General features: G+C 69.5%; 14 protein-coding genes and 2 pseudogenes. 8 read left to right on the forward strand and 8 right to left on the reverse strand.

Annotation, left to right across the window (positions count from 1 at the left end; all coding sequences use genetic code 11):
* Window positions 1–409: 409 nt before the first annotated feature.
* Both NOD94_RS10345 and NOD94_RS10350 read right to left on the reverse strand, forming a co-directional pair.
* Complete coding sequence (locus NOD94_RS10345) at window positions 410–1591, reverse strand: SpoIIE family protein phosphatase (protein WP_281205511.1); 1182 nt, start codon at window positions 1589–1591, stop codon at window positions 410–412.
* Entirely contained in the window at window positions 1588–3195 is a 1608-nt protein-coding gene (locus tag NOD94_RS10350; RefSeq protein ID WP_281205512.1) for an ATP-binding protein, read from the reverse strand. The genes NOD94_RS10345 and NOD94_RS10350 overlap by 4 nt, the downstream gene beginning before the upstream one ends.
* Before the next feature lie 111 nt (window positions 3196–3306).
* Here NOD94_RS10350 and NOD94_RS10355 point away from each other — a divergent pair, with 111 nt between their 5' ends.
* Complete coding sequence (locus NOD94_RS10355; protein WP_281205513.1) at window positions 3307–4077, forward strand: response regulator; 771 nt, start codon at window positions 3307–3309, stop codon at window positions 4075–4077.
* Window positions 4078–4766: 689 nt separating this feature from the next.
* Here NOD94_RS10355 and NOD94_RS10360 read toward each other — a convergent pair.
* The 3 genes and pseudogenes from NOD94_RS10360 to NOD94_RS10370 all read right to left on the reverse strand — a co-directional run bounded on the left by NOD94_RS10360 (window position 4767) and on the right by NOD94_RS10370 (window position 7016).
* Entirely contained in the window at window positions 4767–5603 is an 837-nt protein-coding gene (locus NOD94_RS10360; RefSeq protein ID WP_281205514.1) for a neutral zinc metallopeptidase, read from the reverse strand.
* A 302-nt stretch (window positions 5604–5905) separates the two neighbouring features.
* A pseudogene (locus NOD94_RS10365) lies at window positions 5906–6100 on the reverse strand (hypothetical protein); the annotation flags it as partial.
* Between the two features lie 268 nt (window positions 6101–6368).
* The gene (locus NOD94_RS10370; RefSeq protein ID WP_281205515.1) at window positions 6369–7016 is read right to left on the reverse strand and encodes a response regulator transcription factor; all 648 of its coding nucleotides are present in this window, start codon (window positions 7014–7016) and stop codon (window positions 6369–6371) included.
* Window positions 7017–7232: 216 nt separating this feature from the next.
* Between NOD94_RS10370 and NOD94_RS10375 the strand changes: the two genes are divergently transcribed.
* Window positions 7233–7568: a hypothetical protein gene (locus tag NOD94_RS10375; protein WP_281205516.1), complete on the forward strand. Its 336-nt coding sequence runs from the start codon at window positions 7233–7235 to the stop codon at window positions 7566–7568.
* Window positions 7569–7570: 2 nt separating this feature from the next.
* A complete protein-coding gene (locus NOD94_RS10380; RefSeq protein ID WP_281205517.1) occupies window positions 7571–7729 on the forward strand; it encodes a hypothetical protein in 159 nt (52 codons plus the stop codon).
* Between the two features lie 346 nt (window positions 7730–8075).
* Here the strand turns inward: NOD94_RS10380 and NOD94_RS10385 are convergent, their stop codons facing one another.
* Window positions 8076–8330 (reverse strand): hypothetical protein, encoded by a 255-nt coding sequence (locus tag NOD94_RS10385; RefSeq protein ID WP_281205518.1) that lies wholly within the window; start codon window positions 8328–8330, stop codon window positions 8076–8078.
* 68 nt (window positions 8331–8398) lie between these two features.
* Window positions 8399–8527, reverse strand: a complete 129-nt coding sequence (locus NOD94_RS10390; RefSeq protein ID WP_281205519.1) for a hypothetical protein — start codon at window positions 8525–8527, stop codon at window positions 8399–8401.
* Window positions 8528–8936: 409 nt separating this feature from the next.
* Between NOD94_RS10390 and NOD94_RS10395 the strand changes: the two genes are divergently transcribed.
* From NOD94_RS10395 to NOD94_RS10415, 5 genes and pseudogenes are all read left to right on the forward strand, one after another.
* Window positions 8937–9578: a hypothetical protein gene (locus tag NOD94_RS10395; RefSeq protein ID WP_281205520.1), complete on the forward strand. Its 642-nt coding sequence runs from the start codon at window positions 8937–8939 to the stop codon at window positions 9576–9578.
* A 461-nt stretch (window positions 9579–10039) separates the two neighbouring features.
* Window positions 10040–10438 (forward strand): hypothetical protein, encoded by a 399-nt coding sequence (locus NOD94_RS10400; protein WP_281205569.1) that lies wholly within the window; start codon window positions 10040–10042, stop codon window positions 10436–10438.
* Between the two features lie 468 nt (window positions 10439–10906).
* On the forward strand, window positions 10907–11203 hold the full coding sequence (locus NOD94_RS10405; RefSeq protein WP_281205521.1) for a DUF2188 domain-containing protein: 297 nt from the start codon (window positions 10907–10909) through the stop codon (window positions 11201–11203).
* Between the two features lie 1134 nt (window positions 11204–12337).
* Window positions 12338–12874: a hypothetical protein gene (locus NOD94_RS10410; RefSeq protein WP_281205522.1), complete on the forward strand. Its 537-nt coding sequence runs from the start codon at window positions 12338–12340 to the stop codon at window positions 12872–12874.
* Between the two features lie 272 nt (window positions 12875–13146).
* Window positions 13147–13269: pseudogene (locus NOD94_RS10415) on the forward strand (VOC family protein); the annotation flags it as partial.
* A 309-nt stretch (window positions 13270–13578) separates the two neighbouring features.
* Here NOD94_RS10415 and NOD94_RS10420 read toward each other — a convergent pair.
* Complete coding sequence (locus tag NOD94_RS10420) at window positions 13579–14082, reverse strand: N-acetyltransferase (RefSeq protein WP_281205523.1); 504 nt, start codon at window positions 14080–14082, stop codon at window positions 13579–13581.
* Window positions 14083–14437 lie beyond the last annotated feature (355 nt).

Raw genomic sequence — 14437 nt, forward strand, 5'->3', positions numbered from 1 at the left:
GGTTTCCGAACGGAACCTCAACGGATACGTGCCGCGGTCCTTCGGGTCGAGCACGTCCTGGGCCCGCCGCTGGACGCTCGGCCGGCTCACCTCGGACCCCGTGATCGCAGGGCATGCCCGGGGTGCGACACCGCTCGCCCTGCTCAGCACGGCGCCCGCGGCAGCCGCCATGCCGTACGCCGCGCAGCTCCGTGCCGCCGGCGACGCCAGAGCCGTTTTCATCGCCTCCGTGACCGGGGACCACCTGCTGATCGTTCTCCTCGGATGGCTCCTCGGCGCCCACACGCCGGGCTCGGCCTGCCGGGCCTGTCCCCGCTGCTCCTGCCGAAGGCCACGCAGACCGACCGGAGGTGGTCCGGCAGGCTCCAGATGTGCTTTTGCGGGCGGTATCGCCGAGTCGGATCCGTGTTCAGCGGCCGTCCCAGTCGAGGCGCAGGACGGCGAGGTCGTCGGTGTGGCGGCCGGCGTTCAGGGCTTGGGTCTCTTTGATGAGACGGTCGACGAAGGCGGCGGGGTCGGCCGGGGGCAGGCGGTCGATGAGGGCGAGCAGTCCTTCGACTTCGAGGCGGCCGGGGGCGGTGCCGTTGTGTCCTTCGGTGAGGCCGTCGGTGTAGAGGGTCAGGGCTCCGGACGCGGGGAGCGGGATGACCGTGGGGGGCCGGTTTCCGAGATTCGGGGCGAAACCCAGGGCGGTGCCGTGTGTGGCGTGCAGCTCGCGGGTTCCTTCTTGGGTGGTGAGGAGGGGTTCGTGGTGGCCGGCGAGGTGGAGGGTCGCGGTGGCGGCGTCCTGGTCGAGGGTGAGCAGGGTGCAGGTCGCGAACAGCGGCAGGTTGCCCCGCTCGGCGAACAGGATGCGTTCCATCAGGTGCAGGAGGTCTGTCCCTCGGTGGCCGCCGAGGATGAGGGAGCGCCAGGCGATGCGAAGGCAGACGCCGAGGGCGGCGGCGTCGGGTCCGTGGCCGCTGACGTCGCCGACGACGGCGTGCAGCAGCCCGTCCTCGCCCTCCACGACGTCGAGGAAGTCGCCTCCGAGCAGTGCGCGTTCGGCGCCGGGAAGGTAGCGCGTGGTGACGGTGACGGTTGAGGTGTTGAGAAGCGGCTGCGGCAGCAGCCCGCGTTCCAGTCGGGCGTTCTCCTCGGCCCGTAGGCGGGCGGCCTGGGCTTCGGCGCCGGCGCGTTCGGTCCGGCTTCGGTGGACGGCGTAGCGGACGGTGCGGTGGAGCAGGTCGGCGTCGACCTTGCCCTTGACGAGGTAGTCCTGGGCGCCTGCGGCCATGGCGTCGGCGCCGGCCCGGGTCTCGGACAGTCCGGTCAGGACGATCACGGCGGTGTGCGGGGCCAGTTCCCGCACGGTGGTGACCGCGTGAATGCCGGCCACGTCCGGCAGGTGCAGGTCGAGGAGGACGCAGTCGACCGGGCTGTGGGCCAGTTCGGTGCGTGCCTCGGCGAGGGTCGTCCTGGTGGTCAGCTCGAATCGCAGGCCGGTGTCGTGCAGGAGTTCCTCGACGAGGAGCGCGTCGCCCTCGTCGTCCTCGACGAGGAGGACGTGGTAGAGCTGCTCGCCGGGGGTCGCGGCGGATGTTCCGGTCATGGCTGCGGCTCCGCGCCGGCGCGGGTGGCCTCCGGAAGGACGGACGCGACGGGGCTCCGGGGCGGTTCGGGCGCGAGGGTGAAGGTGATGCGGGCGCCGTCCCGGTGGTCGGGGTCGACGGCGATGGTGCCGCCCTGGAACTCGACGATCTTCTTGCACATCGCCAGTCCGATGCCGCTGCCGGTGTAGGTGTCCTTGGTGTGGAGCCGCTGGAAGATCACGAAGACCTTGTCGGCGTACTCGGGGTCGATGCCGATGCCGTTGTCGGTGACGGTGAACCGCCACAGCGCGTCTTCCCGAGTCGCGGTGACGTGGATCTCCGGCGCCGTGTCCGGGCGGCGGAACTTGACGGCGTTGGCGATCAGGTTCTGCCAGAGCATGCCCATCTGGGTCGGGTCGGCGGCGATCGTCGGCAGCGGGTCCGAGGTGATGACCGCTCCGGCCTCCTCGATGCTCACGTCCAGCGAGGACAGGGTCCGCTTCAACACCTTGTCCAGGTCGACGTCCTGGTGGGCGTGGTGGACCCGGCCTACGCGGGAGAAGTCGAGCAGGTCGTTGATGAGGGTCTGCATGCGGTTCGCGCCGTCGACCGCGTAGTCGATGTACTGATCGGCCTTGGCATCGAGCTGTCCTCCGTACCGGCGCTGCAGGAGCTGGGTGAAGCTGGAGATCTTCCGCAACGGTTCCTGGAGATCGTGGGAGGCGACGTAGGCGAACTGCTCCAGCTCGGCGTTGGACCGCTGAAGGTCCGCGGCCTGTGCGTTCAGGCGTTGCCGGGCCTCTTCGGTGAACGCGAGCTCCCGTACGAGGCGGCGGCGCATGAAGTCGATCTCGCCGCTGAGATGCCGCAGGTCGGCGGGGCCGGTCGAGGTGATGGGGTGGCCGAAGTCACCGCCGGCGATCGTGCGCGCGTCCGCGCCGAGCTGCTCCAGTGGCATGGTGATGCCCCGCCGCAGCCCCTCGAACACCAGAATCGCGAGGAGGACGATGACTGCCCCGATCGTCACGAACAGCCAGTTCCGCAGGGTCATCGTGGCCAGCAGGTCTTCCCTGGCCTCGGCCCGGTCCGTGCGCAGGCGCTCCTGCTGGGCGAGCATGGCTGCCCGCACGCCGTCGAAGGCCGTCCTGCCCTCCGCGGCGCGTTCCGCGGTCAGCGGGGAGGGCTCTCCCTGCGGTGAGGCGGCGATCGGCCGGGCGATCCGCTCCTGCCACGCCTCCACCGCGGTCCGGACCGCCTCCAGGTCTGCCAGGCTCGCGCGGTCGCCGCGCAGCAGTTCCTGAAGCCGGGTGGTGAACTCCTTCTCCTCGGTGAGCCCCTTCTGGTAGGGGGTGAGGAACTCCGGCGTGCCGGTGAGGCCGTAGCCGCGGATGCCGGTCTCCTGGTTGAGCAGCGCCGACTCCAGGCGGAACGAGGTGGTCAGCGCGGGCGAGCGTGTGTCGACGAGCTCCTCGCTCAGCGAGGCGGTACGCCCCAGCACCCAGGCGCCGGTCGCCCCGAGGAGCGCCAGGACCGCCAGGGCCGTGGCCACGCCCACGCGCAGCCACCGTCGGGTCGTCCACGTGGCCAGCCCCCGCGCGCGCGGAGGTCCTTGATCGCCGGTCATCGTGTGAACCCCTCCACAGTGAAGCCGCCCTCGAAGTGCGGCTCGCATACTCTAAAGGGCCGGCGACAACTTGTGTTGTCGAGGGCTGATCGGGGGTCTAAGGTGCCTGACATGCCTGGCAAGAATTTCGTGTTGCGGACCAGCCCGCAGGAGACCGCCGCGGCCGCGGACGCGGCCGTCGGCGACCTTGCCCGGCGCCTCGCCCTTCAGCTGCTCGAAACCCCCGACCATCCGGCACCGAACGATCCCACGCGCGCCCTGGCCGTACTGCACCTGCTGGATCACCTCCAGCAGGCGGCGGAACGCCTTCAGCGGGAGGTGGCCGGCGCCGCCGCCCGCGCGGGGGCCGGCTACCCACAACTGGGCGCCGCCTGCGGCATGACCCGCCAGGGCGCCCGCCGCCGCTGGCCGGGGCTTTTCAACCACACCGACGAAGCACCCACGGAGCATCCGATGATGACCACCCCCGCCCGGCCCTTCGACGTGCTCCTCGTCGAGGACGACATGGCCGACGCCCTGCTCATCGAGGAAGCCCTCTCCGAACGCGGAGCCCGCAACCTGGTCCAGGTCACCGACGGAGTCGCCGCCCTGGAACACCTGCGCGCCCCCGGCAGCGTCCGCCCCGACCTGATCGTCCTCGACCTCAACATGCCCCGCATGAACGGCCGCGACCTCCTGAAGGTCCTCAAGACCGACGAAGACCTCCAGACCATCCCCGTGGTCGTCCTCACCACCTCCGCCGCACCCGACGACGTGGTGGGCGCCTACTCGAGCCACGCCAACGCGTACGTGACCAAGCCCGTCAACCTGGAGGAGTTCGAGAAGGCCGTCCAGAGCATCGACGCCTTCTACCTCGACACCGCAAGCCGGCCCCGCACCTGACGCGGGACAAAGCGCGGGGCTGATCGTCGACGGCGCGGAATCCCCCGGCGCTTCGCCGCCTGGCCCGAGCAGGGAGAAGCCGGCTCAGGCTCCGCTTCGCCCGAACCGGGCCTGACGCCATGTCTGACGTCCTGCCCGGAGTCGTGCTCGGTGCCTGGCGGCATCAGCCCTCCCTTTCACTCGTGTCTGTCTGTCCCCCTGTCCTGAGTGCTGCCACCGGGAAAAGGTTGAACACGAATTCTTCATGGGCGACTTCAACGAATCCGTCGCAGGAGGCCCCAGCTGCAGCCCGGGGGAATGGGGCCTTGCGGCGGAGCTCATGTCGTATCTGCAGTGACTTGGCCCTCTGTCCGATGTCAGCGGTGACAGTGGTGACAGTGGTGACAGTGGTGACAGCTGAGCCTGCCTGCTTCTTGGATCATGTGCGGAGTCAGATGATAAGGAACGCGAGGTGACGGAGCCGGCGTACGTGTAGGCGCGCTTCTCGAAGCGGGTGGCGACGACGGGGAAGCGCTGAGGCGGCTGATGGCCCGTTCGACGGTGACGCACCCCTGCCCCTCTTCACAATGACCCTCGCGTCCGCCCATGGCTGCTCCACGGCACCGAGAACGGCCGGGCCCCGACAACGAACCTTGGGATTCTCCGTAGCTCGCGCCCGAAGACCCACAGCGGGCCCGCCCGCCGGGCTTCTACTTGAATATCTCGCTGGACCAGTACTGCTGCACGCACCGCTCCGGGTCCCCTTGACGATAGCCCAACTCGTATGCCGCAGTTCGCTCGTACTTACTGCCATGCGGGTGCTTGACTCCGCCGACCACCTTGTCGGCCACGGATATGAAGGCGTTGACGGCCGCACCCAGATCGGCTTGATCCACATACCCCTGCTTCTCGGCATGACTGCTCCACGCACCGCTGAAGCAGTCCGCCAGCAGCTCCGATTCCTTCACCGGGACCGTGTGACCCTGCGCATCCAGAACAGGTTTGTCGTTTCTCATCAACACGATGTCCCGCCACCCCCTCTGCTCCATGTAGGCCTCCTGGACCTCGTGGCCGTACTCGTGCGCCAGGACGGCCGCCACCGCGAAGTCGCCGTTCGCGCTCCGCAGTTCTACCGCCTCGCCGATCGGGAAAAAGATCCCGCCGGTGTACGTAGTGCCCTGTTCACCGGTGAAGCGGTCCGACCCACAGTAGAAGACGCTCTCGGTGCTCGATGTGATCGGTTCGGGGTCGCAGGCAGTCCGGTAACTTTCCCCGGCCATAGGGACTGCGTAGAAGGCGGACGGCGCAGCCAGGCCCAGCTTCTTGAAGTGGTCCGTCCAGTAGCCGGCGATGTTGCCGTAGGAGAAACTCACGTACTCGGCGAGGCCCTCGGGCGTACCCGTGGGTATGTCTTCCGCGTACTCCGGCGGCCCGGTGGGTGTAGGTGGCGGTGCCGGCTCGGAAGCCATCGCCGGCGGGACGGCTGCCAGCACCAGCGTGGCAAGCAGTCCTGAGCACAGTCCGGAAAACCGTTTGCAGCGTCGCATGGGTTTCTCCCGACGGCTGATCCCCCACCTCCACCGTGCCCCCGCTCCGGGCCCCGGGCAAGCGGGGCTCCCGGTATTCCCGAACCAGCCGGCCTCGGGGTAGGGGTGGGCGCGTGCGACATGGATGGTCTGTTCCGGCCCGTGTGCTGCCTGGCACGCGTCACCAGGTCGGCGGCCTGCACCAGTACCTGGGCATGCCGGAGCGCGTCGGCTGCGTCAGGGCCGCGTCCGCGGAGGAACTCCAGCAGTTCCTCGGCCTCGTGCACCAGACGCCGCTGAGGATCGGGGTGCGATCCCGGACATGCCTTGGCGAGCACGCGGACGTGGAAAGCTCGCGCCTGTCGCCCCGGCCGGACCGGTCCGAGGGTGGCCTGCGGCCAACCGGTGGTGGCCACGATGACGATCCCGGCCCGGGCCCCGGGCGCGGCCTCCACCAGCCTCACGTTACTGACGTCCGCGTTCCAGGAAGCGACCCCGGCCGCGATGGCCGCTTCCCAGCTTGTGGCGACATGCCGCCACTCGTACAGGGCGGCGAGTGGTTCGAGATCTTGCGACCGCCCTATCCGCCCGTGGAGACGCACCGGCGAGGCCTGTCGCGGATGGCCTTCCCGCCGGCGTCTCCCACGTCTTCGGCGCCTTCGACAGGACACTGACTGACGAACGTGCGCCTGCCGGAGGACTCAAGAAGGACCCAGTCCGCGCCCATCGGCGAGCGGCGGCACTGGCCGCGGCAGACCCCGACGTCGCCGACCGGCCCCGAACCGGTCAGGATTCGTGTCGGGTTGCGGGGGCGCGGTCGGCGATCAGGGCTGCTTGGACGCGGTTGGTGGCATGGAGCTTGCCGAGGACCGAGCTGACGTGGTCTTTGACGGTGCCGTGGGCGAGGTGCATCCGGCGGGCTATGTCAGTGTTGGACATCCCCTGGTGGAGGTGGGTGAGGACCTCCCTCTCCCGGGGCGTGAGGTTGTCCAGATAGGTGGTGGCAGTCGTGTCGCGGTGGAGGTCGGCGAGGTAGCGGCGGGTGAGGCTGGTGGTGATGGCTGTGCTGGTCATGGTCCAGCCTTCGGCAAGGAACCGGACCAGTGGGGCGAGTTGCTCGGGCGGGGTGTTCTTCAGTACGTAGCCCGCAGCTCCCGAAGCGAGGGCGAGAGCGATGTGCTGCTCGTCCGCGGATCGGGAGAGCACACACACCCTTGGCGGCCGGGCCAGGCTGCCGATGCCCGCGGACAGGTAGGCCGCGTCGGCGGTACAGCTGTCGAGAAGAACGACCCGTGGCTCCTGCTCGCGTATGGCGGCGACGGCGCCGCTCACCGGCACGGCCGCGGCGACCCAGACGTCCGCGGCGGCGTCCAGGGTGTGGCTCAACCCGGCGCGTACGAGGGGCTCGTTGTCGACGACGACGACACGAATCACCGGGCAACACCTCCGGGGCCGTATGCCCTCCCCCTTCTGACCTGTCTCCATCCAATACCCGTCGACTCCCGGCCGCCACCCCGCCAGGTGGCGGGGGAGAGTCCGGCCGGGCGGCGGATGGCTCTTTGACCTGCGGATATCCGATGCTCATGTCAATCGGGTGGCGTGCCGGACCGACACGGTCCGGGCGTACCCGTGAATGACATGGGGAAATGCGTGAAGATCAAGTTTGTGTCCGCGCTGGCGTTGGCCGTCGTTGCGGTGGGTGTGGCACCGGCCGCCCCCGCCTTCGCGGTGGACCCCCGCCAGGAGTACAACACCGCGAACTGCTACTTCGACAAGAGCAAGAGCGGCAAGGAAAAAGAGAAGTACTGCAAGGCCCTGATAGGCAAGGACCTCACCGCAGGCGAGAAGGAGTGCCTGAAGCGGGCCGGGATCGCCGGGGCGGCGGCCCTGACCATCGGTAGGATCAACAACAAGAAGGCCAAGGAGATCGTGGTCAACTCCACCGGCGCGGCCCTGGCGGCCTGCTTCTCCTCGAAGGTCAAGTAGACATGGCACTGAAAACCGGCATCTTCGCCGCCTGGGTCGCGGTCCTCGTCCCTGTCAACGCCTACCTCATCGAACCCGTATGGGGTCAACTCCTCTTCACCGGCGTCTCGGCGGGCCTGATGACCTACGCCCAGCACAAGGCGGACCAGCGGGCCGACTGACCGGCACCTGACGCGATCACCGGGGGGAGGCGGGGCGGCAGCCAGGCCCCGGTCGCGGCTTTCACCGGGCCGCTGCCCTGCCCCTCGCCCCCGCGGACGCGCACCTTCCCGATGAGGTCCATGTCCTCCCGCCGGCTCTGGAGTGACGCTCCCGACGCCGCAACCGTGTTCCGCAGACATCACGGTGCGGCCGGACATCAGCAGTAGCTCTCATCGCCACTCAGGCGAAGCTCCTTGGGTCGGCTCCCAACGCGGCAACCTGGCACGTCGACTTCGGCGGCGGCGCCGGCGACCGGCCCTCTTCCACCTTCATGCCCACCGCCGAAAACTGCGAAGGCCTCCAGGGCTACCTTCGCTCCTTCGGAGGCACCGTGAAGGGCATGAGCAGCACCTTCCAGGCCGAACGGCGCCAGTGCGCCACCGGCGCCATCGCCGGAAGCTTCGGCAGCGGCTGACCACCATATTGCTCTCCCAGGCGCATCATCAGCGCGCCGCCGAGAGCGAAGCCGACCATGCCGAGGAGGGCCTGGAGGCCCAGGAAGGCGGTGGACAGGGCGGCCGTGCCGAGGATGAGGCCGGCCGCCGGTCCCTCCCCACCCACCGGTGAGACCTCAGCTGACGACCACCCACAGCACGAACGGCTCACCGCTGCTGATCGCACGGGCCTGCTCACAGATCCGACCGGGCGAAGCCGAGCAGCGCCCGGCTCGCGGCATGCTCGAACAGCGGAAGCACCTCGGCGGCCGGACGCCCCCGGTGCGTCTGCGCCGGCTCCGCGAAGGCCTCCTGATAGGGCACTCGTCGGTGCCGGAGCTGTCGGTGAGCAGCCGGTCCAGGTACTCCCCGCTCACGCGGATGCCGCCCATTGCCGGTGCTCCTTCCCGCAAGGGGCCGGCCGCTCCAGCCCTCACCTTTCGACGCTACGGACGGGCACTGACCAGCGGACTCCGGCAGAGGTACCTGCCCTCCATCCAGACGGTCCAGGCCCGCACCTGGAGGTCCGCACACCGGCCGACGCGGCGAGCGTGCTCGCCGACCTGTTCGGTTCCGCCGCTGGATTGACGGTGGTCCGCGACCCCACCCGCAAGCCGAGCTCCGACTCAGCTTGACGAGCCTGTCCGGCGGGGTCGGTGACAGGCCTGGGCATCGGGTCCGCCCCTCTATACGATCTGTTCCCGCTGTCACAGGTCGGCTGGAGGGGGCTGGAATGCACGGTACGGAGCTGGCGACCACGGCGATACGGATGCTGACGGGGGACGGGGGCGGCACCGTGGAGGGGGCCGCACGGCAGGCGAAGATTCGAGTGCTGGTCGAGGACCGACTCCGCCGGAGTGCTCTGGGCACGGCCGCTTTGGATCGCTTACGGGACGAGCCCGGCGAAAGCGCTGCCTCAATCGCCGTTCCGGTGCTGGCGGACGAGATCGCCCGGGACTCCGCCTACGCCGCGCTGTTGTCGGACGTGGTGAGCCCCGGAGCACACGCCGGGACAGCCGGCCACATGCCACCGCTCCCCCCGCCTCCGCCGCCCGTGCACCCGCCGAGGGCGACAACCGCCCCACGGCCCTCGTTGCCCGGAACGTACCGGCGCCAGACGTGGTTCATCTGGCTGCTCGGGCTGCCACTGGCAATCGTCTCGTACGTGCTTCTGAGCGTCCTGAACCACGCCTCCACCTTCAGCGGCGGCCTGGTCGGCATCCTCAGGCTCCTCCTCATACTCACCCTCGTGGGCGGACCGGTGGCATCGGTGGCCTGGTCGGTCAGCCTGCTACGCCGATTCACCAGCCCCCCGCTGTTGGCGGCCGCGATCCTTTCCTCACTGCTCCTTCTCAGGGTCCTCCTGATCCGATGACGGTTCGCCCGGTGGCGCGCGCCGAACCGAATCGGCACGTACTACCAGGCCGCGGTTGACCCGGACCCGTTCAACGGCGACGTGCCCCACCCACGCGGGGAGGGCCGCCGCCCCGCGCCGCGCGCCTTGATCACGCGCCGAAGCGTCGAGGTACTTCCCGTCCGGGGCGCATTCCCGCGCCGCCGGTCGGCCCGGGGCATCACCGACGGCGCCGGCCACCGGCCGGCACGCTGGGCGCGGAAGAGGATCCACTCCGGCGGAGGGCACTGCCCGCTACCACCGGCTCACGGTGCGCACTGACCGCGGCCCGGGCCCGGCGTGTTCCCGTACCTCCTCCCGCCGTCAACACGCGACGCCGGGTCCCAGCGGGTCACGGACCCGGCAGCCGGGCCGTCAGGCCAAGATGATGGCCCCGGAAGGCACCGGCCGTCCGGGTGACGGGAGGCAACGCATTGATCACTGTGGACGTCCAACACCGCGACTACACCCTCTGGGCCATCGTCGGCGGGCAACTCGACGCGGACGGCGGGGCAGCGCTGGGGCAGGTACTGGAGCAGGTCACCGGCTATGAGCGGGTACTCATGGTGGATCTGCATGGCGTGGTCCTGATGGACCGTGAGGGACTGCTGCATCTGTTGGACCTGCATCGGCGGGCGGAGGGCTGGGGTCTGCGGGTCCTGGTCGTGGGCTGGCAGCCCCAGCCCCAGCAGTTCATGGCCGACATCGCCGGAATCCGCGGACGCGGTTCGGCCACCGGCGAACGGTACGCGCTCGCCGGGTTCCGCCGGCTCATCGAAGAACGCGCCCATCAGGCCCGGGACCTCGCCGGCGAGACGGCATGGGCCGGACCTGCCGACTGAACGCCTCATCGGCGTCGCCCGGCTCCCGCCGCCATAACCATGCTGGGGGCCGGGAGGTTGGTCACCGTGCCGCGGGCCGTACGATCCCGGCCCGCGGTCTCCCGGCGGCGAACGGACGACCGGACACCACCCGCCGGAACCCGGGCGGCATGACGCGGGTGGGGAGGACCGATTCCATGAACCGCTTCAGGTCACCGGTGATCTGCCGACCGCGCTTGCCCGTCATCCCCCTCGGCGCACGCGGCGGTCCCGCGCGGGTGTCCCCTACGGGCTGGGCGGGAATACTCTCCGCAGGACCGGCAGCCGCACGACCATTCCAGCACCCGCAGTGTCCGGGGTGGCACGGACAGTGGCCCCTCCGCACACAACGAGCCTGCTCATGGAGGGGGCGGGTCAGGATGGCCGAGCCCGTACCGGCCTCGCACGAGGCCGACCCCGGATCCCGCCTGATGGGCGAGGAGAACGAGCATGACAGCGAAACTGACCGTCTACCACGTCTCGCCCTCCAGCGAGCGAGCGGCCGCCGCAGGCGTCAAGTGGCAGGTCGAGGGCAGAGAAGGACGCCGGCTACTGCACGAACCACACCGCACGCAAAAGGACGCGATCGACGCCGCACGCCACCACGCCAAGCAACACTCGCCCGCCCAGGTCATCGTCCACGCCCTCGACGGACACATCCGCAGCGCCTACACCTACGGAGACGTTCCCCCGGCACCCCTCGACGAACGCGGCCGCAAGGCAGGGCAACACGGAGGCGTCTTCTGAATCGCGCCCGGACCCGTCCGGGCCAAGGTTCGGAATGCGAGGCACCGCCAGGCCCACCGCCCCCGCCCGGCGTACACGACCCAACGGAAACGGGTGCACGAGGAGCAGCAGGTCGGGGATGCTCGGGTAGCTGCGACGGACGGCGGTCGCGAGTCCGAGGCCGCCGGCCCGCCGGCGAGTCGCTCCTCGGCGAGGGTAAGGATGAGGGTGCCGTGGGCTGATCGCCTCCGCGACCGGCCGACGAAGCCTGCTCGGCAGAGGGCGCACGCTTGACGGCCCCGGCCAACCCCGAGGGGTCTGGCCGGGGCGACCCAGACGTGCCGGGCGGAGGCCGGCCTGGGCGTTCAGGGATGTGATTGAAGGAAGAGCGGTCGCCTCGCGGCGGAGGGCACTGCGGGGCTTCAGCCGAACGATCTTCCCCGCAGGCTTTTGGTTGGGCCCGGGGACATCGCCCCTTCCCACACCCACACCCACACCCACACCCACACCCACACCCACACCCACACCCACACCCACACAGCTTGAACGGTCAACGACTGGTGTTGTTCCCGCGCACGCCATCCGCTTCAGGGCACGTCAGCCGGCGACCCGAAGCCGCACGCCGCACCGTGAGTCCGACAACAAGCATGCCGCCCGGTATGAGTGCCACAAGAAGCCAATCGGGCACTCCCCATCGCCTCCCCCGCCAAGCCCACAGCAGCGCCTGCGGGCCCATGACATGACACCCACCCAGCCCTGAGACGTCCGCAGGTGCCCCGGAGGTTCTCCGAGAAGCCGTACGCCCGGAACGGGCGTCAGGGCGCGCATCGAATCGTGATCATTGTCGCAAGGGCGGCGGTGCGCCGGCCGGGGCACGCCGAGTACCTTCCCGACGGCACCGCGCTTCTGGCGCCGGCTGCTCTCGCGGAACGGGCCGGCGGTGCCGAGTGACACAGGTGCCCGAGCAAGCGAGCTCGGCGTCACCCTGCGGCCCATCCACGCCTCACCCGCCGATCCCACGTGTCCACCTGTTGGTGGACAGCCGGTCCATCAGTCGGTTGTCCAGGTCCACCCCTCCCATTCCCTAGCGTGGGAACGGAAGTTCCGGGAGAGCCGCGAAGCGCCCCCGTAGGCATCGAAACGAGGGGTTGCCCCATGAGCCCGTTCCTGACCGCCTTGATCGCCAGCGGGGTGATCCTGATCATCATCCTGTCCACCGACCTGGGCACGCGCCAGATCACCAACATGCGGCTGCTGCGCTCGATCATCGCGATCGTGATCGTGATCGCGCTCTTCGTCCGCACGCTCCCCCTGGGCGGAAACGACCCCTGGCTCCAACTGGCCGGTATCGGTGCCGGAGTCGTCTGTGGCCTGATCGCCGCGACTCTGCTGCCCGCCCACCGAGCCCCCGACGGTGACGTCTACACCAGGGGCGGCATCGCCTACGCGATCGTCTGGACCTTGATGTCCGCGTCCCGCGTGCTGTTCGCCTACGGTTCCGAGCACTGGTTCGCGCAGGACGTCATCCTGTTCAGCATCGAGAACAAACTGAGCGGGCAGGACGTCTACTCGAACGCCTTCGTGTTCATGGCCCTGGCCATGGTCCTCACACGCACCGCCGTTCTCCTCGTCAAGCGCCGCCGGTTGCGCGGCACCCGGGTCCCGACGACCGACGGCTTCGTGGACGCGTAGAACCAGTCTGCGGTGACGGGGGTTCCTTCGGTGCCTGCATGGTCGGACCACCACACGGCTCCCCCGGCGGTAGGGCACTGTCCGGACACCCACCGCCGACCTCACTCCGCGCCCGACGCGACAGCCGGTACCCGACTGGACACCCGACCGTCCTGCGCCATCGAACTTTGGTCACTGCCGGCTTCAGCGGTGGCGGGGGAACAGTCGCTCGACGGCAGCGATCGTGCCCGCACGGTGTGCGTCGACGGGCGGGAGGGCTGCGCCATCATCACTCATAATGCGCACGGCTGATGGCGCTCGGCGCCAAACACGTGCTGACGCAGCGCGCCGATGGCGTCAACGAGTCGTGCATCACGATGCAGGACATCGAGGGCAACGAGTTCTGCCTCGCCTGAGTCTCCTCCGGGCCTGCGAGGGGGGCCGTCTCATGGGCACCTCTCAGGTCTCGTATGTGAGCGGCCGTCCGGCCGTTGCCGTACACGTGCGCGAGGCAATCGCACGACACCGCAGGCGAGTTGAAGTCAACATGCTCGGGGACTCACAACAAGGACAACAGGAACAACAGGGCCTCCGGGAACCACTCGGAATGGGATCGCCCCCCGAGCTGCCTGGAGGCCCTGCTTTCACGCGCGGAATCCGCCGCAGTCACCCCGATCGAGGCTCCCGTTCGGACAGCCTTCGAGGTCGGTACGGGCAACAACCACTTACGTGTCGGGATGCTCCGGCAGGGCGAGCCAGTCCGACCAGGAGATCTCACGGCCGAGGAGGCGCGGCTTCTCGAACGGCCAGTCGGCGGCGATCCACTGGGGCACCAGCGCGTCGAGGGCCTGCTCGACCTTGCTGCCCACCAGCTCGTCCACCACCCACCAGGAGATCTCACCGTCCGCGCCGGCCCTCGCCGGTGGGTCGATGTAGACACAGCCGAGCAGAGCTGTCTCCGCCGCGTCGAACAGCGCGTAGTTGAAGGACTGGTGTGCGGCTATCTCCTTCTCGTGCCGCAACAGGTCGGCCTGGTCGGCCTCGTAGGTCATGGTGGCCGCGGGCCAGCCCCAGGCAGGGCCGAAGATGGTCCACAGCCGCTCGCGCGAACCCATCACAGCCGGATAGTCGAGCGGGGTGTCCGCCTCCCGGATCGGCCGCAGGTGATGCCCACCGCCAGGCAGCGGTACCAGGACGGGGTGGACGAAGTCATCGGGAAGCCAGCTCATGGCGCCCGACCGTAGCAGCGCGCGGCCGTTCGCTCCCCTGGATTTTCCCCGTATACCGCCAGGGCCTGCTCTCATGCCGGGCAGGGCCCGCGATCACCCGATCGTGACTCCCGTTCGATCGACAGATTCCATGATCGGTACGGCAACGGCTTCTCAAGCCGTAGCCCGCCGTCCCGCACCGGCAGGTACGGGCCGCCAGATCGACCACCGGCCGGTGTACCTGCCGACACGCCGCCGCAGGGACCTGACGCGTCCGGACCCGCAAGCGTCGGACCATTCGAGAGGCAGGCCGCAGGACTCAGTGGCCCCGGGACTCACCCGCTGTTTCACCGCACGGAAGCCGACGGGAGCCCAC

Origin of the sequence: Streptomyces sp. Isolate_45 (genome assembly GCF_024721315.2) — a bacterium.
GTDB lineage: Bacteria > Actinomycetota > Actinomycetes > Streptomycetales > Streptomycetaceae > Streptomyces.